Here is a 21,761-nt window from a genome sequence, read left to right on the forward strand (position 1 = left end):
GCGACGACGCCCGAGGGTCAGGGAGCGGCAACCCCGGTCGATCCTCGGTCGGCCCGCGCGGGCGGCTCCGGGTCACTCGAAAGGCGCTGCGCCGGGGCGACGGGCGACCCGGCCGCGCCGTCCGCCGGACGCTCGGGAGTCGGCGGCGCGTCGACACCGGCCCCGTCCGTGACCGGACGCGCCGACCCGTCCGGGGCGTCCGGCCGGTCCGGGGCGTCCGGCCGGTCCGGGGCGTCCGGCCGGTCCGGGGCGTCCAGGACGTCCAGGGTGTCCGGGGCGGGAGTGAGCGGCGGCGTCACGGACCGTGGTGGGCTGGCGGGTGGGCCGCTGATCGGCCGGGGGTGCACCGCCCCGAGGGGCCCTCCGCCGCCCGTCGGACCGTCGCCCCCACCGGCCGGGCCGGCGCCGCCGGAGCCTCGATCGTCGTCGGCGCCGTCATCACGGGTACGGCCCGTGCCGGGGCGGGTCCGGTCCGCGGCGTGCCCCAGGACCCGCAGCGACGCCAGCGCGGCCATCGGCACCACCAGGGCGGCGGCGGCGCCGGCCACGTCCAGTGCCGCGCCGTCGAGCAGGCCACCGAGCACCGCCGCGACCGCCGTGCCCGCCAGCGCGGCCCGCACGGCCGGGTAGATGCCGAACAGCCGCATCAGCCCACCCCAGGGCTGTAGCAGGGCGAACCACACCACCAGCGCGCCGACCAGGGCCAGCACGGTCAACGGGCTGTTCACCAGCGTCTCGAAGTTGGCGGTGCTGGACCGGTGCACGGTGAACCCGCCGGTGCCGTCGCCCACGGCGGACAGGAAGCGTCCCAGACTGCCGCGCTCGGCCGCCGGGCGGCGCAGGTCCACCACGGCGAAGCCGATCCCGACCGCCAGGGCGGCCATGGCGGCCCACGCCAGGCGGCTGATGGTCAACCAGCCGCCCGCGCTGATCACCGCGGCCACGCTCAGCCCGGCGGTCAACGCGATCGCCCCGACCGGGTCGGCGCCCAGGTACGGGCTGCCCACCACCACCACGGCGAGGCCACCCACGGCGACCATCACCGCCGGTCGCCAGCCCCGGTGCACCCGCTGGGCGAGCCAACCGCCGGTCAGCAGGGCACCGGCGAGGAACACCCCCAGCCCGACCGTGCTCAGCCCGGAGTACCGGCCGCCCTGCAACGCCGAGTAGCCGACCACGCCGTTGAGTTGGAGTCGGGCTCCGGTGAACACGTCCAACCCGACGACGAGTGTGGTGAGGCCGGCCACCGCGCCGAACGGGCCGAGCGTGTTCGCGTACCCGGGGGCGAACCGGACCGCCGCGGTGCCGCCGGCCACCAGCAGGGCCGTGACCCCGGCGAAGAGCCACCCGGGGTGCTCGCCGCGCCACCAGGGGACGGCGTCGGCGAGCAGCGCGGCCGGCAGGGTCAGCGCGGCCGCGACCAGCAACACCTCCACCACCCCCACGACCCGCGCGGACACCCGGGTCGGGCCGGTCGGCCCCGCGTGCGGGCGAGCCCGCCGCAGCAACGGCAGCACCGCCAGGGCCAGCAGCACCTGCACCCCGGCGAGCAGCGCGAAGAAACCACCGGAGACGGTCCGCTGGGCGGCCGCCTCCCGGTCGGCGTCGGCCGGCGCGTTTATCGCGTCGGTGAGGTCGCCGGTGCGTTCACCGGTGCTGATGGCGGGCCGGCCGAGGAAGAGCCGCTCCGGCATCGGTCGGCCCAACGCGGCGAGCGCGGTCGGCGCGAGGTCGACAAGTTGCAGGTAGCCGTCCCGGCCGGTGCTGGCCGAGGTGAGCCAGCCGCGCTCCCAGCCCGGCCCGTCGGCGACCGCCACGTGCAGCCGCGACGGCTGCGCGGTGTCGGAGATCCCCGCGACCAGCACCAGAGACCGCGGCGGCCGGGCGGCCAGCACCCGGGCCAGTTGGGCGTCCGCCTCCCGCGCCTGCTCGGCGCGCGCTGCCGGGTCGACCCCGTCCACCGTGCCGAGGTCGACGATGCTCAGCACGCACGAGCCGAGCAGCGCGCTCGGATCGGCCGGCAGCCCGGCGGCGTACCGGTCGACCCGGCCGAACGGTCGGGCGGCGGCCACGGCCGCGCCGGGACCCACCGCGACCGAGCAGCGCACCGACTCCGACAGCGACCCCGGCACGGTGCCCCAGGGCAGCTGCTGCTGGTTGTACTGGACCACGCTCTCCTGCTGGGGCAGGTTCGCGCCGATGCCGTCCGGTTGCTCCACGACCACCCCGGCGGGCGGGCAGCCGCCAGCGATTCGGCTGCCGTTCCACCCGGCGAAGCTGCCGGCGCCCAGGGTCAGCCAGCCGTCCACCGGGCAGGTTGGCCGGTGCGCGGACCGCACCGACAGCGAGCCGATCGAGCCGTCCTGGGCCATCCGCCACAACGTCGGGGTGTCCTGCGCGGACACGTCCTCCCAGCGCAGCCCGGCGACCCCGGCGAGCACCACGAAGTCCGCCGTGCGCTGCGGGGCGCCCCGGGGCGGTCGGGCGGACAGCGCGGCGACCCCCAGCGCCACCACGAGCACCGTCAGCAGCGCGGGAGCGAGGCGGCGCAGCATCACCGGTGTCCTGTCATCGGCGCGTCGGAGCCCGGGGCCGCCGGACCGGTGGGGTCCGCCGCCAGCTCGGCGTACAGGGCGGCCAGCGCGGCCACCGTGTCCGCCTCGGTGGGCCACGTCGCGGCCCGCTCGGTGCCGCGCCGGCCCAGCTCGGCCCGCGCCTGCGGGTCGTCCAGCAGCGCGCGTACCGCCGTGTCGACCGCGTCCACGTCACCGGCGGGGACCAGCGCGGCGGCGTCGCCGACCAGCTCCGGCAGGCCGCCCACCCCGGTGGCCACCAGCGGTACGCCGGCCCGCATCGCCTCCTGGGCGAAGAGCTGCCGGGCCTCCCAGTCGCTGGTCACCACCGCGAGGTCGGCGCCGGCGAGCAGGTCGGCCACGTCGGTGCGGTGCCCCAGCAGGGTCACCGGGGCGCGGGCCGCGGAGGTCCGGGCGGCCAGCGGCAGGTACGCCGGGCCGCTGCCGGCGATCACCACGACCGGCGGTGGGGTACGCGTACGCCAGCGGGCGGCGGCGTCGATCAGCACGTCGTAGCGCTTCTGTGGGTGCAGCCGGCCGACCGAGACGATCAGCGGCTGGTCCGGTCGCACGCCGAACTCGGCCCGGACGGCGGCGCGACGGCGGTGCGGGGCGGGCAGGGTCGGCGCGGCGACCGGGGCGAGCCGGGCATCGGCGGCGCCCAGCGCGGCGGCCCGCTGCACCAGGTCCGTGGAGGCGCCGAGGGCCACCCGGGCGCCCCGGGCCACCACCCGCTCGACGAGGCGGGAGACGCCGCCGCGCAGCCCGGAGGCGAGCACCGCGTTGTGCCAGGTGACGATCAGCGGGGCGGCCGGGCGGGCCAGCACGGCGACCAGCCCGGCGCGCAGGCCGTGGGCGTGCACCACGTCGGCCCGGGCGTCGGCGAGCGCCCGCCGCAGGACGAGCACCGCCCGCGCGTCGCCGGGGGTGGGGCTGGCCGGGATCTCCACCGGCGCGAAGCGCGCGCCGACGCCGGTGAAGTTGAACTGCTCCTGGGTCGCCGCCGGCCCGCAGACCACCACGGTGGCGCCGGCGGTGACGAGGCCGCGCGCCACCGAGCGGACGTGCTGGCCGACCCCGCCGGTGCTGGAGGCGAGCAGCAGCGCCACCGTCCCCGTCCAGCGGGTGGGCAGGCTGGGCTCCGTCATCGCGACCCCCGTCGGTCCCCCGTTCACAGCGTTCACCGAACCGCCGTCTCCTTCCCGTCGCCCCGCTCCGGGGGCGCCGTGTCCGGCGCCGACGTGCCGGTCCGGTCCCGCGATCCTCGCCGTTTGAGCCGGCGCGCCACCCCGCGCAGCAGCGGCTGTACGTCCCGTCGGTCGACGAACCAGACCACGACGAGGAACACGACACCGACCAGAACTCCGGACAGCATGCCCTGACCGAGTGCCGCGGCCATCGTCGGGGTGCCGTCGCCCACCGAGTGGAGCAACCGGCCGAGGCCCAGCCCGGCGAGCGCGGCGACCACCCCGGCCAGCACACCGGCCGACCCGGCGCGGGCCGCGCCAGCGAGTGCGGGACGCCCGGCGCTGCGCAGCACCGCCGCGACGAGCAGCGCCCCGAGCAGCAGCATGCCGACCGAGTTGGCGGCCGTCACCGCGAGCACCCGGTCCCCCAGCGGCAGCAGCGCGCCGAGCAGCAGGACGGCGGCGGGAACCACCAGCCAGCCGATCGCGGTGGCGACGGTCGCCGCCCGGGTCTCCCGCCGGGCGTAGAGCGCCCGGGTGAGGACCGCGAACAGGCCGTAGCCGAGCAGGCCGGGCGCGAACCCGATGATCGCGGCGGCGGCGGTCGGCGCGGTGGCGGCGGGGAAGAAGAAGTGCCCGACCGGCCCGGCGGTGCCGATCAGCGCGGCCGCGCCGAGGCAGCCGAAGAGCAGCACGCCCCGGACCGCCGGCGCCAGGGTCGCCCGGTAGGTGTCCTCGTCGCCGGTGGCCTGGGCGGCGACCAGGGTCGGGTACGCCGCCACCGCGAGGGGCACGGCCAGCACCGCCCACGGCAGCAGGTAGACGGTCTGGGCCAGGTTGTAGACGCCCGGGTTGGTGGCCGCGCCGTAGGTGACCTGGTTCAGGCTGACGATCAGGGCGATCTGCTGGGTGGTGACGGTGACCGCGCCGGCCACCGCGAGCCCACCGACCCGGGCCCGCGCCTCGCCGGGGAACCCGAACCCGGGCCGCAGCCCCAGGCGCAGCCGGCGGACCGGGACGAGCAGCGACAGCGACAGCACCACCACTCCGAGGGTGGTGCCCGCCGACAGCAGCAACTCGCCGTCGGCGCTCACCCCGCCGACGGTGGCCAGCCGGCCCTGGCTGGCGGTGAACCCCAGGTAGACGACGATCACGGTGAGGCTGGACAGCAGCGGGGCGAGGACCGGCCAGGCGAAGCGGCGATGCGCCTGGAGCACTCCGGTGAGCACGATGCCGATGCCGTACAGCGGTAGTTGCGGTGCGAAGACCCGCAGCATCCGGGCGCCGCTCTGCTGCTGGGCGGCGGTGAGGCCGTCGCCCAGCGTCCCGATCAGCGGCCCGGCGAACAGCACCACGAGCAGCGCGAGCGGCACCAGCAGGGCCAGCGTCCAGGTCAGCAACGCGCCAGTGGTCCGCGCCACCGCCGCCCGGTCGCCGACCTCGACCGCCCCGGCGAGCAGCGGCACGACGAGGCTGGCCAGCGCCCCACCGGCGACGATCTCGAAGATGAAGTTCGGCACCGCGTTGGCCACCACGTAGGCGCCGCCGAGGTCGGTGGGGGCCAAGCTCCAGGTGAACACGGCGGTACGGCCGAAGCCGGCGAGCCGGCTGAGCACGGTGAGGACGGCGATGAGCGCGGCTGCCCCGGCCAGCCGGCCGGCGCCGGCGAGGGGTGCCGGTCTGGTCACGTCAGTCGGCGCGCCGGCCCAGTGCGTCGAGCTCCCGCAACCCCGGCGTCCGCTGGATCACCGCCGTGAAGCTGACCTTCTCGCTGGCGGCGGTGAGGCCGGCGAGCACGGCGAGCAGCCCGGCGCGGCCGAGCGGGCCGCTCCGGGCGGCGAGCGCGACGCCGAGCAGCGCGCCGAGCGCGTTCGCGCCGCTGTCGCCGAGCATGACGTCCTCGGACAGGTCGTCGTGGAGCAGGCCAGCGGCGGCACCGGCGGCACCGGCGGCGATCCCGCCGTGCGGGCCACCGGCCAGCGGCGCGCCGAGCAGCAGGCCGGACTTGATGGCCCGGCCGGGCCGCAGGTCGAGCAGGTTGAGCAGGTTGGCGGTGCCGGCGATCACCCCGGCGCCGAGCAGCACGTCGACGCCCCGGCCGAACGCGCCGTGCCGCTGGCGGCGCGGATGCGCGGCGACCCGCGGGTCCGCGGCGAGCAGCGCGGCGGCGCCCAGGCCGGCGGCGCCCACCCCGACGACCTTGACCATGCCGGCGGTGACCCGGCCCTCGCGGAGCGCGGCGAGGTGGCCCGCGAAGCCCTTGGCCGCCTTCTGCTCCGGCCGGGAGCCGACCACGTCGTCGTACAGCCCGACGCCGCCGGCGCCGAGGCCGGCGACCAGGGCGGCACCACCGGAGGCGGCGCTGGTGGCACCGAACGCGCCCGCAGCGGTCGCACCGGCGGCGAGCGCCGGCCCGGCGGCCAGGGTCACCGTCCGGCCCCGGAAGTTGGTGCGTTCCAGCGTGGGCCCGGCCGGGGAGGTACGCACCTCCCGCAGCGCGTACCGGGCGGCGGCGGCACCGGCGCCGGCGATCAGCAGTCGACCCAGGGCCCTCACGCCACCACCTCGCTCCGCTCGGCAGCGGCGTGGGACGCCGCCCTACTGCGCCTGAGGTTCACTCGCTGCGCTCGCTCACGCACCACCTCGTCAGTTACGGACACGCGGGTACGTCGTTCGCTCACTTGGGCAGTGTAGGCAACAGACCGGAGGCGGCGTTGTCGCCGACGCCGTACTGGCCGGCCTTCTTGTCGGTGAGCTGCTCGGCCAGGGCGAGGCTGCTGACGAACTGGCCCTGCACCGTGTTGGCGTTGTCGACCGTGGAGATGGTCTGCGACAGCACCGGGTCGCCGCGCACCACGGCCACGACGTTGCCGCCGGCGGAGCCGTTGCCGCTCACCACGATCGCTCCGGTCCGGTCGAACTGCTCGACGACCTTGACCACCGACTCGTCGCGCCGCTCGGAGTCCTTGTCCACGTACGGCTGGCCGCTGACCACGACGACGGCCTCCGCCGGCCCGGTGACCTTGTTGCTGTCGGTGGTCAGATAACCGGCGTTGTTGTACGCGGCGAGCACCGCCCGCCGGTCGGCGTCGCTGACCGGCGCGGTGCCCTGCGGCCGGTCCAGCAGGACGCTGGCCAGCAGCGCGCTGGAGGTCTCCACGCCGTGCCCGTTGCCGGGCAGGCCGGTGGTCTGCGCGGTCGGCCGGGCGGCGGTGACGGCCAGCTCCAGCAGGTTGGAGTTGTTGTCCGGGTTGATGAACTTGTCCTGCAGGTCGACGCGGCCGGTGACGGTGGCGCCGGACTGCTGGATCTTCTTGAGCACACCCTCGGTGTGGTCACGGCCGTTGGGCAGGCTCAGCACCACGACCCGGCGCCCGGTGAGGGTGCCCGGGAGGACGACCTGGGACACCTGCTCGGCGAACTCCTCCTCGAGCGCGAGCTGCTTCTCCATGCTGTTGACCTGCTGGCGCCACTGTTGGTTGTCCTTGCGCAGCCCGGTGACCTGCTCCTTGAGGGAGTCGGCGACCGGGCCGTTGAGGGCGGCTGTGCCGACCACGAGCCCGATCGCCAGAGCCAGGAACACCGCGGTGAGGGACACCACGTGGTAGCGGAAGTTGATCACGCTTGCAGCCTCTTGATCGGTCGGGAACTAGAAGAGCCGGTACAGCTGGAACACGAAATTGTCCCACCACTCGGCGACCACGCCCAGGTACGCCTTACCGACTGTGGAGACGGCCACCGCCGAGGCCATCGCCGCGATCGCCGAGAGCACGAGCAGCAGCAGCGACGACCCGGAGATGCTCTGCCGGTAGAGCCGGCTCACACCCTTGGCGTCGACGAGCTTGCCGCCGACCTTCAGGCGGGTCAGGAACGTCGAGGCCATGCCGCCGCGACCCTTGTCGAGGAATTCGACGAGCGTGGCGTGGGTGCCGACCGCGACCAGCAGTGAGGCGCCCTTCTCGTCGGCCAGCAGCATGGCCAGGTCCTCGCTGGTCGCCGCGGCCGGGAAGGTGATCGCCGGCACACCGAGACCGTTGACCCGGGGCAGGCCGGGCGCCCGCCCGTCCGGGTAGGCGTGCACGATCACCTCGGCGCCGCAGCGCAGCACGTCGTCGGTGACCGAATCCATGTCCCCGATGATCACGTCGGGGGTGTAGCCCGCCTCGACCAGCGCGTCGGCGCCGCCGTCCACGCCGATCAACACCGGCTTGAACTCCCGGATGTACGGGCGCAGCACGTCCAGGTCGGCCTTGTAGTCGTAGCCGCGCACCACGATCAGGCAGTGCCGACCCTGCATCTGGGTCTCGATGTCCGGTACGCCCACACCGTCGAGCAGCAGGTCGCGTTCCTGACGGAGGTAGTCCATCGTGTTGGCGGCGAACGCCTCCAACTGCACCGACAGCCCCTCCCGGGCGTCGGACATCGCCTTGGCGACCGACTCGGCGTCCTGCAGGGCGCCGTGCGCCACCGGCTCGTCACCGGCGTACACCGTGTTGCCCTCGATGCGGACCTGGTCGCCCTCGCGGATCCGCTCGAAGACGCCCTCCCCCAGGTCGTCCAGGAGCGGAATGCCCGCGGCGATCAACACCTCCGGCCCGAGGTTCGGGTAACGGCCGGAGACCGACGGCTTGGCGTTGAGCACCGCCCCGACACCGACCGCGACCAACGAATCGGCCGCCACCCGGTCCAGGTCGACGTGGTCGATGACCGCGATGTCACCCGGACGCAGCCGGCCGACCAGGCGCTTTGTCCGGCGGTCGAGGCGAGCGGTGCCGAGGACTCGGCCCGGCTCCGCGTGTCGGTTCCGGCGCAACGTGGGTAGACGCATCGTGACCATCCTGGCATGTGAGGCAGGCTTTTCTGTCGCGACATGCCTGAGCAGGGCCGCCTACCCAGGGAAGCACACACCGGCACAAGCCGGTGTGCTTGCGCTCACAATACGCGGCGTCACAACCGCCTTTCCTTCGCCGCCACTGCGAGAAGCTCTTCCGCGTGGGCGATACCCAGATCAGAGTCCGGCAAACCGGCGAGCATCCGGGCCAACTCCCGGGCGCGTTCGGTGTCCTCCACGACCCGCACGCCGCTGGTGGTCACCGCGCCGCCGGTGTCCTTCGCCACCACGAGATGCCGATCGGCGAACGCCGCCACCTGCGGCAGGTGGGTGACGACCAGCACCTGGTGGGTGCGGGCCAGCCGGGCCAGCCGGCGGCCGATCTCCACCGCGGCCTGACCGCCAACCCCGGCGTCGACCTCGTCGAACACCAGCGTGGGCGGGCCACCCGAACCGGCGAACACCACCTCGATGGCGAGCATCACCCGGGACAGCTCACCGCCCGACGCGCCCTTCTGCAACGGCAACGACGGCGCGCCCGGGTGGGCCAGCAACCGCAGCTCCACCTCGTCACCGCCGTCCGGGGCGACACCCACCTCGACACCGTTGACCGAAAGCGTCGGCTCGGCCCGCCCCGCCGGCCGCGGCAGCACCGCCACCTCAATCCGGGCGTGCGGCATCGCCAGCCCGGCCAGCTCGACGGTGACCTGGTCGGCGAAGCGGACCGCCGCCTCCTGCCGGGACACCGACACCCGCGACGCCAGGTCGGCCACCTCGACGGCCAACCGCTGCCCCTCAGCGGCCAACTCGTCGAGCAGATCGTCGGACGTGTCCAGATCGGACAGCCGGGTACGCGCCCGCTCGGCCCAGGCGATCACCCCGTCGACGTCGTCGGCGTACTTGCGGGTCAACGCCCGCAACGCGGCCCGCCGCTCGTAGACGTGCTGCAACCGGGCCGGGTCCGCGTCCAGCGCCGCCAGGTACGTCGACAGCTCCGCCGAGACGTCGGTGACGAGCGTGGCGGCCTCCTCCAGCCGGGCCGCCAGCTCACCGAGCGCCGGATCGGTGCCGGCCTGCGCCTCGAGGGTGCGCCGGGCGGTGCCGAGCAGCGCCGCCGCGTCCGGTGTCTCGTCGGCCGCCTCCGCGCCGCCGGCCACACACATCTGGGCCACCTGCGCGGCCGTCCGCAGGCCCTCGGCGTGCTCCAGCCGCTGCGCCTCGGTCTTCAGCTCGTCGTCCTCACCGGGCTGCGGATCGACCCGGGTGATCTCGTCGAGGCCGAGCCGCAGCAGGTCGGCCTCCTGGTTGCGCTCGCGGGCGTTGCGCCGCCGGTCAGCCAGGTCGTCGACCACCCGCCGCCACCCGGTGTACGCCTCGCGCAGCGCGTCGAGCAGCTTCTCGTGCGCAGGGCCGGCGAACCGGTCGAGTGCGCCCCGCTGCTCGGCCGGGCGCAGCAGCCGCAGCTGGTCGGACTGGCCGTGCACGGCCACCGCCTGCTCACCGACCTCACCCAGCATCGACACCGGCATGCTCCGGCCGCCGACGTGGGCCCGCGAGCGGCCCTCCACCGTCACCGTGCGGCTCAACAGCAGTGACCCGTCCTCGTCGGGCTCGCCACCGGCGTCGGTGATCCGGGCGTGCACGGCGTCGGCGGCCCGACCGCGCAGGCGCAGCCGCCCCTCCACCACCGCCCGGCCCGGCTGGGCACGGACCCGCCCCGCGTCGGCCCGGCCGCCGAAGAGCAGACCGAGGCCGGTCACCACCATCGTCTTGCCCGCACCGGTCTCGCCGGTGATGACGTTCATCCCGCCGGTCAACGGCAGCGTGGTGTCCTCGATGACGCCGAGTCCGGTGATGCGCAGCTCTTCCAGCACAGCACCCGACAGTAGACGTGTGGGCCGACAGTGACCAGCCGACGAGCCCGCCGACGGCCCGCCCGACAGGCCCCGGCAGGGCCGACACGCAGGCGACGTACAGTCTTGCCCCGTGTTGGACGTGATTGGCCTGACCTCGGCCGAGGAGGAGCTCTACCGCTGCCTGCTCCAGCTCACCACGGCCCGCGTCGACGAGCTGGCCGACCAGCTGCGACGGCCGCGGGCACAGGTGCTCGAGCAGGTCGAGACGTTGCGGGCCAAGGGTCTCGTGCAGCCCACCGACAGCGACCCGGACGCCCCGCTGCGCCCGACCGCCCCGGACGTCGCCCTCGGCGCGACGCTGCTGCGCCGCCAGGAGGACCTGGAGTCCGCCCGGCGGCGGGTCACCCAACTGGCCGAGGAGTACCGCTCCGGGCTGCGCCGCCACCACGTCGACCACCTGGTCGAGGTGATCAGCGGCACCCGGGTGCTGCGGGACCGGCTGCGTGACCTCCAGAACTCGGCGCGTACCGAGGTGCTCTGGTTCTGCCGGGCGAACCCCCTCGCCATGGCCGGGCCGGAGAACGTCGAGGAGTTCGACGCGCTGGCCCGCGGGGTCAGCTACCGGGCCATCTACGAGCGGGATCTGCTGCTGGAACCGGGCGCGCTGGCCGACCTGGCCAAGGGGGTCGCCGCCGGCGAGCAGGCCCGGGTCCTCGACCGCCTGCCCGTCCGGCTGGCCATCGTGGACGCCCGCACCGCGATCTGCCCACTGGTGCCCGACCGCGACGGCGGCGAGCCGAGCGCCGCGGTGATCGGCCGCAGTCAACTGCTCGACGCGTTGCTCGCCCTCTTCGAGAGCCACTGGCGGGTGGCCACCCGGCTGCGGCTGGACGACCCGCTCGGCGTTGCGGCCACCGACGGCCGGCGGGCCGACGCCGACGGCCGGCACGCGGACAGCTACCAGCCGGACGCCGACGAGGCACGGCTGCTGTCGCTCTTCGTGGCCGGCGTACCGGACAAGTCCATCGCCTCCCAACTCGGGGTGAGCCGGCGGACCGTGCAGCGCAGGATCGCCGACCTGATGGCCGCCGCCGGCGTGGACACGCGACCCGGGTTGGCCTTCCAGGTCGCCCGGCGCGGCTGGCTCTGAACGCGCACAGGGGCGGGACGGCACCTGGCCGTCCCGCCCCTGTCCAGGATCAACGCAGCCCGTACGCCTCGAGCACTGTCTGGTCGACGGTGTTGCCGGCCCGGTCGGCGGCGTGCACCCGCAGCGACACAGTTCCGCGCCCGGCCGGCACAGTTGCCGTGTACCGGGTGCCCGACCCCTTGGTCGCCACGGTGCGCCAGGTGGCGCCGCCGTCGAAGGAGACCTGCACCGTCACGCTGGTGCCGCTCGGCGCGGCAACACCGGCCGGCTGGCGCAGCGTCAGGCCCAGCTGGTGCGGCTTGTTGCCGCGTACCGTGCCGAGCAGGTCAGCCGGCACCTCGTAGTCCACCTGCAGCAGCGACAGCGGCTTGGTGGCGTCACCGGCCGGCCGGGCGGAGCTGAACTGCCAGGCCGTTTCGGTGCGGGTCGCGTAACGCCACGCGGGCGAGGACCGCCGGGTGGTCATCTCCAGGCGGTAGCGGGCCGACCCGGCGGTGGTGGGCACCGACGCCCAACCGTCGGAGAGGTCGGCGATCTGCCGCCCGTCGCGACTGACCCGGACCTGGACCGTGTCCGACTCCTCGCTGGCGCCGCCCGCGCTGACGTGGCCGGCCGCGTCGACGAACTCGGGCACCCGCAGGTCGAGGTTGTCACCGGTGCGGCTGGGCACCTTCGCCCCGCTGGCCGGTACGGCCGGACGGACCACCGGCGCGTGCCAGGTCTCGACCTCCCGGTCGTCGGCGGCGTACCGCCGGGGTTCCTGGGTCAGACCGCCGATCAGCTGCCCCCACTGCATGAACATCGACTTGTGCAGCACCCGGTGCTGCCACCAGCTGTCCCCCGAGCTGACGAACTCCTGGCGGGTGGTGCCGTTGCGGACCAGGCGCTGGTCGTCGTTCCACGAGAACTCCTGCCAGGGACGCCAGCCGAACCGCTGCTCGGTGGCCCAGCCCGCGCCCATGTCGCCGTAGCTCGCTGTCACCTCGGCGGTGTTCTTCGCCGTCACCGTGTGCACGACCCGCTCCGGCACCCGGTCCTTCGACACCTGCCACACGTCGTAGAGGTAGGGGCTGTCCACTGTCAACGTCAGGTCCAGCGTCGTCCGGCCCTTGCGGGCCGCCGCGATCAGCCGCTGCCCGTCGTCGTACGCCACCACCATCGACGGGATCGCGAGGCGGTCCCCGTCGGGTCGCCACACCGTCCACGCGCTGAAGTCGGCAGGCCGGACGATCAGCACCGCTGCGGCGCCGGCCCCCGCGGCCGCGGCGACCTGCTCCTCCTCGGAGCGGTCCGGGTCGCTTGTCAGCAGCGCGGCGGCTCCCCGAACCCGGGTCAGCTCAGCCGGGCTGCCGGTGCCGGCCCAGACCAGCGGCAGCTTGCGCCGGCCCGTCGGCGCCGGCGAGGTGCCCATGAGGTTGATGTCCGACGGACCGGACACCCCGCTGATCTTCGCGTCCACCATCGGCGCGACGAGCTGCCAGCGCGAGGCGAACTCGAACTCGCCCTGACGTACCCGCCGGGTCGGATTGACGTTCACCTGCTGCACCGCGCTGAAAGCCATCACACCGTGGTCGATCTGCCGGCCGTTGCCCAGCACCCGGTGCACGTAGTAGCTGAGAGTGGCCCGCTGCTCGCTGGGCTTCGGCGTCTCGATGCGTACCGGCGTGCCCTTGCGCGCGTCGAGCACCACCGTCAGGTCCCGGTCGACTGTCAACTCCGGCTCGATGACCTCCGTCAACTGCTCGTCCAGTGGGGCGCCGTGCTCGACCATCGCGGTCAGCAGGTACGTGCCCTCCTCGACCCGCAGGGTGCCCTCGCCCGGCCACCAACCCCAGTAGTCCGACTCGGGCTGCTCACCGAAGAGCGTCAACCCCGGCGACAGCGTCAACTGACCGTCCCGGCCCAGCACCTTCACCGTGACCTCGTGCAGCGGGCCGCTGACGGTGAGCCCGACCGGGGTACGCACGGCGACGCCGTTCGCGCCGGTCGCCACCAGCCAGCCACCGTGCGGCCCACGGGCCAGCTTCGCCGGGTCGGCGCGCAGCGGCACCGCCGCGCTGGCACCCGCCGGCACTGTCACCTCACCGGCGACGGAGACACCGTCGGTCTCGGCCACGCCGGTGTCGACGTTGCGCAGGTCCAACGCCAGCCGCAGGGTCTGCGCGGCCTTCGTGCCGTTTGTGTACGTCACGGTCCGCTCGACCGCCGCACCGCCGGTGCTGACCCGGCCGAAGTCGGCGGTGGCCGAGGCGTACACCTGCTGCTGGAGCGCCCGGGGCACGTCGACGCGACCGCCGCCCTGCTCGAAGACGGTGAGCGCCGGGTTGGCCTTCGTGGTGCTGACCAGCGCGTCCTTGAGCTTCGCGGCGGGCCAGTCGGGGTGTTCCTGGGCGAGGATCGCCGCCGCGCCGGACACGTGCGGCGTGGCCATCGAGGTGCCGGACGCTGTCGTGTACGCGTCGCCCACCGGCGTACCCATCGTGGTGCCGGCGGCCCGCGCGGCGACGATGCCGACGCCCGGCGCGGTGATCTCGGGCTTGAGGCCGTTGTCGCCCAGGCGTGGGCCACGGCTGGAGAACGTCGCCAGGTTGTCGTTGCGGTCGACAGCGCCCACTGTGAGCGCCGCCGTGGCCGCGCCGGGCGAGCCGACGGTACGCGGCTCGCCCGCGTTGCCGGCGGCGATCACGAAGAGCGCACCCGTCTCGGCGGTCAGGTCGTTGACGGCGAGGCTCATCGGGTCGGTGCCGTCGGTGGGTTCTCCGCCGAGGCTCATACTGACGACCTTCGCGCCGGAGCGGGCTGCCCACTCCATGCCCTCGATGATGGCCGAGGAACTGCCGGAGCCGCCGTCGTCGAGCACCTTGCCGACCAGCAGTCGCGCGCCGGGCGCCACGCCCTTGCGCAGCCCGTCGGACGCCGCGCCGCTGCCGGCGATGGTGGCCGCCACGTGGGTGCCGTGACCGTGGCCGTCGCGGGCGCTGCCGCTGCCGGAGAAGTCCCGCGCCTCGACGATCCGATCGGCCAGGTCGGGGTGGCTGCTGTCGACGCCGGTGTCGAGCACCGCCACCTTCACGCCGGCACCGTCCCGGCCGGCCGCCCAGGCCGCCGGCGCGCCGATCTGCGGCACGCTGTGCTCCAGCGCGGGACGGACCCGCCCGTCCAGCCAGACCCGGGCGACGCCGGCACCGAGACGCGTCGGCGCGCCGCCGGTGCCGCGCTGCGCCGGCGCTCCCCGCAACGTCGTCCACAGGCCGCCGAGGTCGCCCTTGCCCACCCGCAGCGCCGCGCCGTTGATGCTCTCCAACGGTCGGGCCCCGGTGGTGCCGGCGAGCGGCCGGACCCGGCCGGCGGCAGGCTCCTGGTAGCGCACGATCAGCGGCAGGAAGCCCTGCGCGGCGTCGCCGTAACCGTCGGCGGCCAACTCCTGCACGTCGAAGAGGTTCGCGTCGAGGACCCCGCTGGAGACGTACGGCAGGACGTCGCTGGGCAGCACCCGCAGCCCGCCGTCGACCTCAAGGGTCTGGAAGATGATCCGCTCGCGCCCGGGGCCGGGGCGGACGGTGGCGGCGACCCGACCCGGGGCCGCGGGCGCCAGCTCCACCTGGTCACCGGTGATGAGGGTGATACGGACGGGCTCGGCGCCCGGGGCGGGGCCGCCCAGGCTCGGGCCGGTGGGCGGGCCGGGCGGCTCGGCGGAAGCCGGTGCGGCGAGGCCGACCACCAGCGCGCCGAGCACGCCGACGGTGAGCCAGCGGGGGGACCAGTGCATGCGATGCGCTCCTTCACTCCGGTAGGCCCGCCATCCGTAGATGAGGACCGATCGGAGTCTGCGGCGCGACGCAGCACCAGGTCACTAGCCGTCGGCCGCCGCAGCGGCGACATGTCGCCAGGTGGACAACCGCCGTGCACCGACGGTGTGCCCCACGGTCACTGGCGGCTGCCGCGCCACCCGTGCACCGGCAGCCCGAACTTGGCGACCAGCCGGTCGGTGAACGGGCGGGCGCGCAGCCGCACGATACGCACCGGCAGGGCGCCCCGACGCACCGTCACCCGGGCGCCGGGCGGCAGGTCGTAGACCCGCCTGCCGTCGCAGCAGAGCACCGCGAGGGTGGTGAACGGGTCGACGGTGATGACGAAGGTGGACGTGGGGGCGGTGACCAGCGGGCGGCTGAACAGCGCGTGCGCGCTGATCGGCACCAGCAGCAGCGCCTCCACCTCCGGCCAGACCACCGGCCCACCGCCGGAGAACGCGTACGCGGTGGAGCCGGTGGGGGTCGCGCAGACCACGCCGTCGCAGCCGTAGCGCGACAGCGGTCGCCCGTCCACGTCGACGAGCAGTTCGAGCATCTGGGCGCGCTCGCCCTTCTCGACGCTGATCTCGTTGAGCGCCCAGGACTCGATGGTCGGGCCGCCGTCGAACTCGGCGGTGACGTCCAGCGTGAGCCGCTCGTGCACGGTGTAGTTGCGCTCGACCACGTCGCGTACCGCGATGTCCAGGTCGTTGATCTCCGCCTCGGCCAGGAAGCCGACCTTGCCGAGGTTGATGCCGAGCAGCGGCACCTTCGCCGGCCGGGCCAGCTCGGCCGCGCGCAGGAAGGTGCCGTCCCCACCGAGCGCGAAGACGATCTCGGCGCCCTCGGCGGCCTCCGGGCCGACGACCGGGAGGACGCCGGGCAGATCGAGATCCTCGGCCTCCTCGGCGACCACCCGCACCTCGAAACCGGCGGCGATCAGGTCAGCCGCGACCGACCGGGCGTGCTCGGTGCTGCGCCGACGACCGGTGTGGGTCACCAGCAGCGCGGTCCGGCTCACCGGCCCGACCACCTGTGCACGACCCGGCGGCAGGCCGCCGCCATCGCCCCACCGCGGCGGCGCGTCCCACGCACCGTTGCGGGACGCTCGCTCCACGCGTTCACCCTGCGACCTCCTCCGCCGGCACGTCCGGCACGTCGCCGTCCGTCGCCGGACCGTCCGGCCCGGCCGCCACCACGGCCCGCACCCACTGCGGGTCGATCGATAGCGCGCCTCGGCGCAACCATACGAAGAACTCCACGTTGCCGCTCGGCCCGGGCAGCGGGCTGGCCGCCACATCGGCCAGGCCGAGGCCGAGCTGCGCCGCCGCGGCGGCCACGTCGAGCACCGCCTCGGCGCGCAGCGCCGGATCGCGGACCACACCGCCGGCGCCGACCCGCTCCTTGCCGACCTCGAACTGCGGCTTCACCATCAGCGCCAGGTCACCGTCGTCGCGGGTGCAGCCGGCCAACGCCGGCAGCACCAGCCGCAACGAGATGAACGACAGGTCAGCCACCGTGAGGTCGACCTGCCCGCCGATCGCCTCCGGTTCGAGGGTACGGACGTTGGTGCGTTCCAGAACCCGGACCCGCTCGTCGGTGCGCAGCGACCAGGCGAGCTGCCCGTAGCCGACGTCCACGGCCACCACCTCGGCGGCGTCGGCGCGCAACAACACGTCGGTGAAGCCACCGGTCGACGCGCCGGCGTCCAGGCAGCGCCGCCCGGCCACGCACAGCCCACCCGAGCCGAACGCGGCCAGCGCGCCGGCCAACTTGTGGCCGCCCCTTGAGACGTACTCCTCGGCCGGGTCGGCCCCGGTGACCAGCAGGGGATCGGCCGGGTCGACCATCGCGGCGGCCTTGCGCGCCCGCACCCCGCGCAACTGGACCCGGCCGGCCTCCACCAACGCGGCGGCCTGCTCGCGAGAGCGGGCCAGACCGCGGCGGACGAGTTCGGCGTCCAGCCGGTTGCGACGTGCCATGGGTGGTTCTCCGGTCTGTCAGGCCTGGTCGTCCCGCTCAGGTCTGGTCGATGGTGGCGAGGGTTTCCCGCAGCGTCTCGTAGGCCGCCTCGTACTGCGCGATCTGGTCGGCCGGGGCGAGCGTCGCCGCGTTGGCCATGGCCCGTACGGCGGCGTCCACCGCCGGGTGCCGCGCCGAGTCGTCCCCGGCCTCCCCGAAATCCGGCGGGCCGGGGCGGGCGCTCACCGGTGGGGCCGGGCGGGTGGCGTACGACCCGCCGGGTGGCGGGCCGGGCCGGGCGGCGGTCGGCGGTCCCGGGCGGATGCCGGGCGGATGCCCGGGGCGGGCGCCATCGCTCACGAGTCACCGGCCGGACGCCGCCTGCGGACCGCCTTCTTGGCCGGCATGACCGCTGGGGTCGGAGTGTCGTCGGTGGTGCTGATCGTCGCCGGCGGCTTCTTCATGACGGCCTTCTTGGCGACGGCCTTCTTCGCGACCGCCTTCTTGGCCACGGCCTTCTTGGCCACCGGCGCGGAGACCGGGGCGCCCGCCGGGCCGTCCGAGGGCACCAGGCCGGTGCCGGGCTGCGCGGCGAGGGTCGGGTCGGGCTGCGGCGTGGGGCCGGCGGGAGCAGCGGACCCGCTGGCGGATCCCGTGGCCGGCTCGGTGGCTCGTGCCTCGCGCAGTTGCCGTTCCAGGTCGCGGACCCGTCGGGTCAGCTCGGCCACCTCGTCGGCGGTGGCCAGACCGACCGCGCCGAGGGCCCGGTCGACCTCGAAGCGGACCAGCTTGGTCAGCGCCTCCCGGTTGGCCGCGCCGGTGGTGACCAACTCCTCGCCGAGTGCCTGCAGTTGGGCGGCGGTCGCGCCGCCGGAGCCGACGAGGCGACGCGCCGCGTCCTGGGCTTTCTTCCGGGGCGCCTCCGCCAGGCCCATGGCCAGTTCGAGGTAGGCGCGCCACGCGTCCTGCATGCCTGAGTCCTTCCATCGGGCGGGGTGTGCAGGTGTCACGCTACCGGGCACCCCGGACTGTCCCGTGCGGTACGGTGCCGGGGACGGCATGGTGATCGGCGAGGGGGAGATGTGGCCAGCGTTGACGAGTGCCGGCAGGCGTTGCAGGACCTGGCCACCCGCCTCGACCGCAATGCCGAGACGGTGCGCGAGAAAGTCGACCTGGAGCGGACGCTGGCCTGCCGGATCACCGACCTGGAAACGGCGTTTCACGGGCGCATCAGCGGCGGTCGGCTGGTCGAGCTGGCCGATGGCGACGACCCGAAGGCCAAGATCGCGCTGAGCACGTCCAGCGACGACCTTCTCGCCCTGGTCCGTGGTGACCTGGACGTCACCAAGGCGGTCACCTCCCGCCGGGTGTCGATCAAGGCCAATCCGTTCGATCTCATGAAACTGCGCAAACTGCTCTGACGAGCGCCCCCATCAGTCGCCGGTGGGCAGCCCGAAGCTCTCCAACGCGTGGGCCGCGTCCGGCCCCCCGGCGCGGATCTTCGGCAGCGCCGGGGCCGACCAGGCCGCCGCGCAGAGCGCGGCCAGCGCGTCCAGCGGCCGGCCCGAACCGGTCAGCTCCACCGTCCCGTCGTGGTCCGTCACAGACCAACCGCCGGCGTCCGTCGTGCCCGGGACGCGCACGGCGGCGGCCGGGTCGAAGAGCCCCGCCAGGTCCCGCGCGACGTACGTCGGGCGCCGCTGCGGCTCGGCGGCCAGCAGCTCGGGTACGCCGCTGACGCCGGTGAGCACGAGCAGGCTGTCCAGCCCGGCGCGACGGGCACCCTCGATGTCGGTGTCCAGCCGGTCCCCCACGACCAGGGTCCGCCCGCCGTCACTGCGCCGGGCGGCGGTCTCGAACAGCGCCGACTCCGGCTTGCCGACCACCAGGTCGGGGTCCCGATCCAACGCGGTACGCAGCACGGCGACCAGCGAGCCGTTGCCCGGCAGCGGTCCGCGTGCGCTGGGCAGGGTCCGGTCGGTGTTGGTGGCGACCCAGATGGCGCCCTCCCGCACCGCGACCGACGCCTCGGCCAGCTCGGCCCAGCCGACCTGCGGGCCGTAGCCCTGCACCACCGCGGCCGGCTTCTCGTCAGCACGGCTGACCGGGGTCAGCCCGACCGCGCGCAGCTCGGCGCGCAGCGCCTCCGCGCCGACCACCAGCACGGGCGCGCCGGCGGGCAGCCGGTCGCGCAGCAACTCGGCGGCGGCGGCAGCGGAGGTGAGCACCTCCTCCGGCCGGGCCGGCACGCCCATCCCGGTCAGCAGGTCGGCGACGTCGCTGGACCGCCGGGAGGCGTTGTTGGTGGCGTACGCCACCGCCCGCCCCTCGGCGTGCAGGCGGGCCACCGCGTCGACCGCGCCGGGGATCGGCCGGTCGATCAGGTAGATCACCCCATCCAGGTCGAAAACGACCAGGGTGTACCCGTCGACCAGCCGCTCCCCGGCGTCCGTACTCACCGCTGCGTCGACTCCGACTCGTCGCTCCGGGCCGGGGCGGCCACGTCGCCGTTCACCGCGTCGCCCTCGGTAGCTGCCGGAGTCCGATCCTCAGCAGCCGGCTCGTCGTCTTCGTCTTCGTCGTCTTCGTCGTCTTCGTCGTCTTCGTCGTCGTCTTCGTCGTCTTCGTCGTCGTCTTCGTCGTCGTCGTCTTCGTCGTCGTCGTCTTCGTCGTCGTCGTCTTCGTCGTCGTCGTCTTCGTCGTCGTCGTCTTCGTCGTCGTCGTCGTCGTCGTCTTCGTCGTCGTCGTCGTCGTCTTCGTCGTCGTCGTCGTCGTCGATCAGCTCGGTGTCGGGCTGGGTCGGCACGGCGCCGGGGGCACCCGGACCGGCGACCGTCTCCTCGACCGTCTCGTCCTCGTCGTCGCCCTCGATGACCACGCCGTCGAGTTCCAGCAGCCGCTCCGCGGCGTCGGTCTCGCCCTCGGTGTCCACGTCGGCGGCGCGGGAGAACCACTCGCGGGCCTCCTCACGCCGGCCCACCGCGAGCAGCGCGTCGGCGTACGCGTAACGCAGCCGGGCCGTCCACGGCACCGTCGCCTCACTGGTGAGGTCCGGGACCTGGAGCATCGCCACCGCGGCGTCCTTCTGCCCGAGGTCGCCCCGGGCACCGGCGGCGACGATCAGCAGCTCGATCGCGACGGCCTGGTCCAGCTTCTCCCGGTCGGCGCCACGGAACAGGTCGATGGCCCGCTCCGGACGACCCAGAGCGCGCTCACAGTCCGCGAGCACCGCCAGGTGGCTCTGCAATCCACTCATCCGGTGGTACGTGCGCAGCTCGGCGATCGCCGTCTGCCACTCCCCCGCGTGGTACGCGGCCAAGCCGACCGCCTCACGGACGGCGGAGATGCGCGACGCGAGCCGGCGGGCGGCCAGCGCGTGCGCCAGCGCCTCGGCCGGGTCCTCGTCGATCAGCTGGCCAGTGGCGACCAGGTGCCGGGCCACCGTCTCGGCGACCGGCTTGTTCAACGAGAGCAGCTCAGCGCGTACGTCCTTGTCGAGGTCCGTGGCGACGATGTCATCCGGCAACGTCGGGGCCGAACTGCGGCCGCCCTCGGGCGACTCGGAGCCCGCGCCACGGTCGTCGCGGCGGAAGTCGCCCTCGCGACGCGGCCGGTCGTCGGCGCGGAACCCGCCGTCGCGATCCCCGCTACGGAAACCACCCTCACGGCGGTCACCGCCTCGGAAGCCGCCGTCGCGGTCGCCGCCACGGAAGCCGCCCTCGCGGGGCGGGCCGGAACGACCACGGTCGCCCCCGCCCTGGTAGCCGCCCTCGCGACGGTCGCCGCCACGGAAGCCACCCTCACGGGGAGCACCCGAGCGCGAACCATCACGGTCGCCACCACGGAAGCCACCCTCGCGATCGCCACCCCGGAAGCCGCCCTCGCGGGGCGGACCGGAACGACCACGGTCACCGCCAGCTTGGTAACCACCCTCACGGCGGTCACCACCACGGAAGCCGCCCTCACGGTCGCCGCCGCGGAAACCGCCCTCGCGGTCGCCACCACGGAAGCCGCCCTCACGCGGAGCACGGGAGCCGTCGCGGTCGCCGCCGCGGAAACCGCCCTCGCGAGACGGAGCGGAACGACCACGGTCGCCCCCGCCCTGGTAACCACCCTCACGACGGTCACCACCACGGAAGCCACCCTCACGCGGAGCACCCGAGCGCGAACCATCACGGTCGCCACCACGGAAACCACCTTCACGACGGTCGCCACCGCGGAAGCCGCCGTCGCGGTCGCCGCCACGGAAGCCACCCTCACGCGGTGCACCAGGCCGGGAGCCGCCCTGGTAGCCACCCTCACGGCGGTCGCCGCCACGGAAGCCGCCCTCGCGGTCGCCGCCACGGAAGCCACCCTCGCGAGACGGACCGGAACGACCACGGTCACCGCCACCCTGGTAACCACCCTCACG

At 74.7% G+C, this 21,761-nt stretch carries 17 protein-coding genes; 3 read left to right on the plus strand and 14 right to left on the minus strand.

The window, feature by feature from the left end; translation table 11 throughout:
* Positions 1–17: 17 nt before the first annotated feature.
* From ABZ808_RS30365 to recN, 7 genes are all read right to left on the minus strand, one after another.
* Positions 18–2,555 (minus strand): hypothetical protein, encoded by a 2,538-nt coding sequence (locus tag ABZ808_RS30365; RefSeq protein ID WP_357012834.1) that lies wholly within the window; start codon positions 2,553–2,555, stop codon positions 18–20.
* A complete protein-coding gene (locus ABZ808_RS30370) occupies positions 2,555–3,721 on the minus strand; it encodes a glycosyltransferase family 4 protein (protein ID WP_357012835.1) in 1,167 nt (388 codons plus the stop codon). Before ABZ808_RS30370 ends, ABZ808_RS30365 begins: the two co-directional genes overlap by 1 nt.
* Positions 3,722–3,753: 32 nt before the next feature.
* Positions 3,754–5,448, minus strand: coding sequence for a lipid II flippase MurJ (locus ABZ808_RS30375; protein ID WP_357012836.1), 1,695 nt, complete (start codon positions 5,446–5,448; stop codon positions 3,754–3,756).
* Position 5,449: 1 nt separating this feature from the next.
* The gene (locus ABZ808_RS30380; protein WP_357012837.1) at positions 5,450–6,316 is read right to left on the minus strand and encodes a hypothetical protein; all 867 of its coding nucleotides are present in this window, start codon (positions 6,314–6,316) and stop codon (positions 5,450–5,452) included.
* Between the two features lie 121 nt (positions 6,317–6,437).
* Entirely contained in the window at positions 6,438–7,382 is a 945-nt protein-coding gene (locus ABZ808_RS30385; protein ID WP_357012838.1) for a copper transporter, read from the minus strand.
* Between the two features lie 27 nt (positions 7,383–7,409).
* Positions 7,410–8,588: a putative cytokinetic ring protein SteA gene (gene steA, locus ABZ808_RS30390; RefSeq protein ID WP_357012839.1), complete on the minus strand. Its 1,179-nt coding sequence runs from the start codon at positions 8,586–8,588 to the stop codon at positions 7,410–7,412.
* Positions 8,589–8,707: 119 nt separating this feature from the next.
* A complete protein-coding gene (gene recN, locus ABZ808_RS30395; RefSeq protein ID WP_357012840.1) occupies positions 8,708–10,465 on the minus strand; it encodes a DNA repair protein RecN in 1,758 nt (585 codons plus the stop codon).
* Positions 10,466–10,577: 112 nt separating this feature from the next.
* Between recN and ABZ808_RS30400 the strand changes: the two genes are divergently transcribed.
* The gene (locus ABZ808_RS30400) at positions 10,578–11,597 is read left to right on the plus strand and encodes a helix-turn-helix domain-containing protein (protein ID WP_357012841.1); all 1,020 of its coding nucleotides are present in this window, start codon (positions 10,578–10,580) and stop codon (positions 11,595–11,597) included.
* A 49-nt stretch (positions 11,598–11,646) separates the two neighbouring features.
* On the opposite strand, the gene ABZ808_RS30405 is transcribed toward ABZ808_RS30400, so the two are convergent.
* The 5 genes from ABZ808_RS30405 to ABZ808_RS30425 form a co-directional block, all read right to left on the minus strand.
* Complete coding sequence (locus ABZ808_RS30405; protein ID WP_357012842.1) at positions 11,647–15,366, minus strand: S8 family serine peptidase; 3,720 nt, start codon at positions 15,364–15,366, stop codon at positions 11,647–11,649.
* A 158-nt stretch (positions 15,367–15,524) separates the two neighbouring features.
* Entirely contained in the window at positions 15,525–16,409 is an 885-nt protein-coding gene (locus ABZ808_RS30410; RefSeq protein ID WP_357012850.1) for an NAD kinase, read from the minus strand.
* Positions 16,410–16,509: 100 nt separating this feature from the next.
* Complete coding sequence (locus ABZ808_RS30415) at positions 16,510–17,370, minus strand: TlyA family RNA methyltransferase (protein WP_357012843.1); 861 nt, start codon at positions 17,368–17,370, stop codon at positions 16,510–16,512.
* A 37-nt stretch (positions 17,371–17,407) separates the two neighbouring features.
* Positions 17,408–17,710, minus strand: a complete 303-nt coding sequence (locus ABZ808_RS30420) for a hypothetical protein (protein WP_357012844.1) — start codon at positions 17,708–17,710, stop codon at positions 17,408–17,410.
* Positions 17,707–18,321 carry a hypothetical protein gene (locus ABZ808_RS30425; RefSeq protein ID WP_357012845.1) on the minus strand — a complete coding sequence of 205 codons (615 nt, stop codon included), beginning with the start codon at positions 18,319–18,321 and terminating at the stop codon, positions 17,707–17,709. The genes ABZ808_RS30420 and ABZ808_RS30425 overlap by 4 nt, the downstream gene beginning before the upstream one ends.
* Positions 18,322–18,432: 111 nt before the next feature.
* On the opposite strand from ABZ808_RS30425, the gene ABZ808_RS30430 reads away from it, so the two are divergent.
* Positions 18,433–18,771, plus strand: coding sequence for an SCP2 sterol-binding domain-containing protein (locus ABZ808_RS30430; protein WP_357012846.1), 339 nt, complete (start codon positions 18,433–18,435; stop codon positions 18,769–18,771).
* A 12-nt stretch (positions 18,772–18,783) separates the two neighbouring features.
* On the opposite strand, the gene ABZ808_RS30435 is transcribed toward ABZ808_RS30430, so the two are convergent.
* Positions 18,784–19,809, minus strand: coding sequence for an HAD-IIA family hydrolase (locus ABZ808_RS30435; protein ID WP_357012847.1), 1,026 nt, complete (start codon positions 19,807–19,809; stop codon positions 18,784–18,786).
* Positions 19,806–20,792, minus strand: coding sequence for a Replicase polyprotein 1ab (locus ABZ808_RS30440; protein WP_357012851.1), 987 nt, complete (start codon positions 20,790–20,792; stop codon positions 19,806–19,808). The genes ABZ808_RS30435 and ABZ808_RS30440 overlap by 4 nt, the downstream gene beginning before the upstream one ends.
* On the opposite strand from ABZ808_RS30440, the gene ABZ808_RS30445 reads away from it, so the two are divergent.
* Positions 20,781–21,761 (plus strand): hypothetical protein (locus tag ABZ808_RS30445; protein WP_357012848.1); only part of this gene is annotated, 981 nt, incomplete at its 3' end. The genes ABZ808_RS30440 and ABZ808_RS30445 overlap by 12 nt on opposite strands.

The sequence above is a fragment of the Micromonospora sp. NPDC047527 genome (genome assembly GCF_040643015.1).
Classification (GTDB): Bacteria; Actinomycetota; Actinomycetes; order Mycobacteriales; family Micromonosporaceae; genus Micromonospora.

What these genes read in the sequence shown, in the direction of transcription:
- steA (WP_357012839.1), bottom strand. Translation starts at nt 8,588, where the DNA reads ATGCGTCTACCCACGTTGCGCCGGAACCGACACGCGGAGCCGGGCCGA.
- ABZ808_RS30415 (WP_357012843.1), bottom strand. Translation starts at nt 17,370, where the DNA reads ATGGCACGTCGCAACCGGCTGGACGCCGAACTCGTCCGCCGCGGTCTG.
- ABZ808_RS30425 (WP_357012845.1), bottom strand. Translation starts at nt 18,321, where the DNA reads ATGCAGGACGCGTGGCGCGCCTACCTCGAACTGGCCATGGGCCTGGCG.
- ABZ808_RS30370 (WP_357012835.1), bottom strand. Translation starts at nt 3,721, where the DNA reads ATGACGGAGCCCAGCCTGCCCACCCGCTGGACGGGGACGGTGGCGCTG.
- ABZ808_RS30365 (WP_357012834.1), bottom strand. Translation starts at nt 2,555, where the DNA reads ATGCTGCGCCGCCTCGCTCCCGCGCTGCTGACGGTGCTCGTGGTGGCG.
- ABZ808_RS30405 (WP_357012842.1), bottom strand. Translation starts at nt 15,366, where the DNA reads ATGCACTGGTCCCCCCGCTGGCTCACCGTCGGCGTGCTCGGCGCGCTG.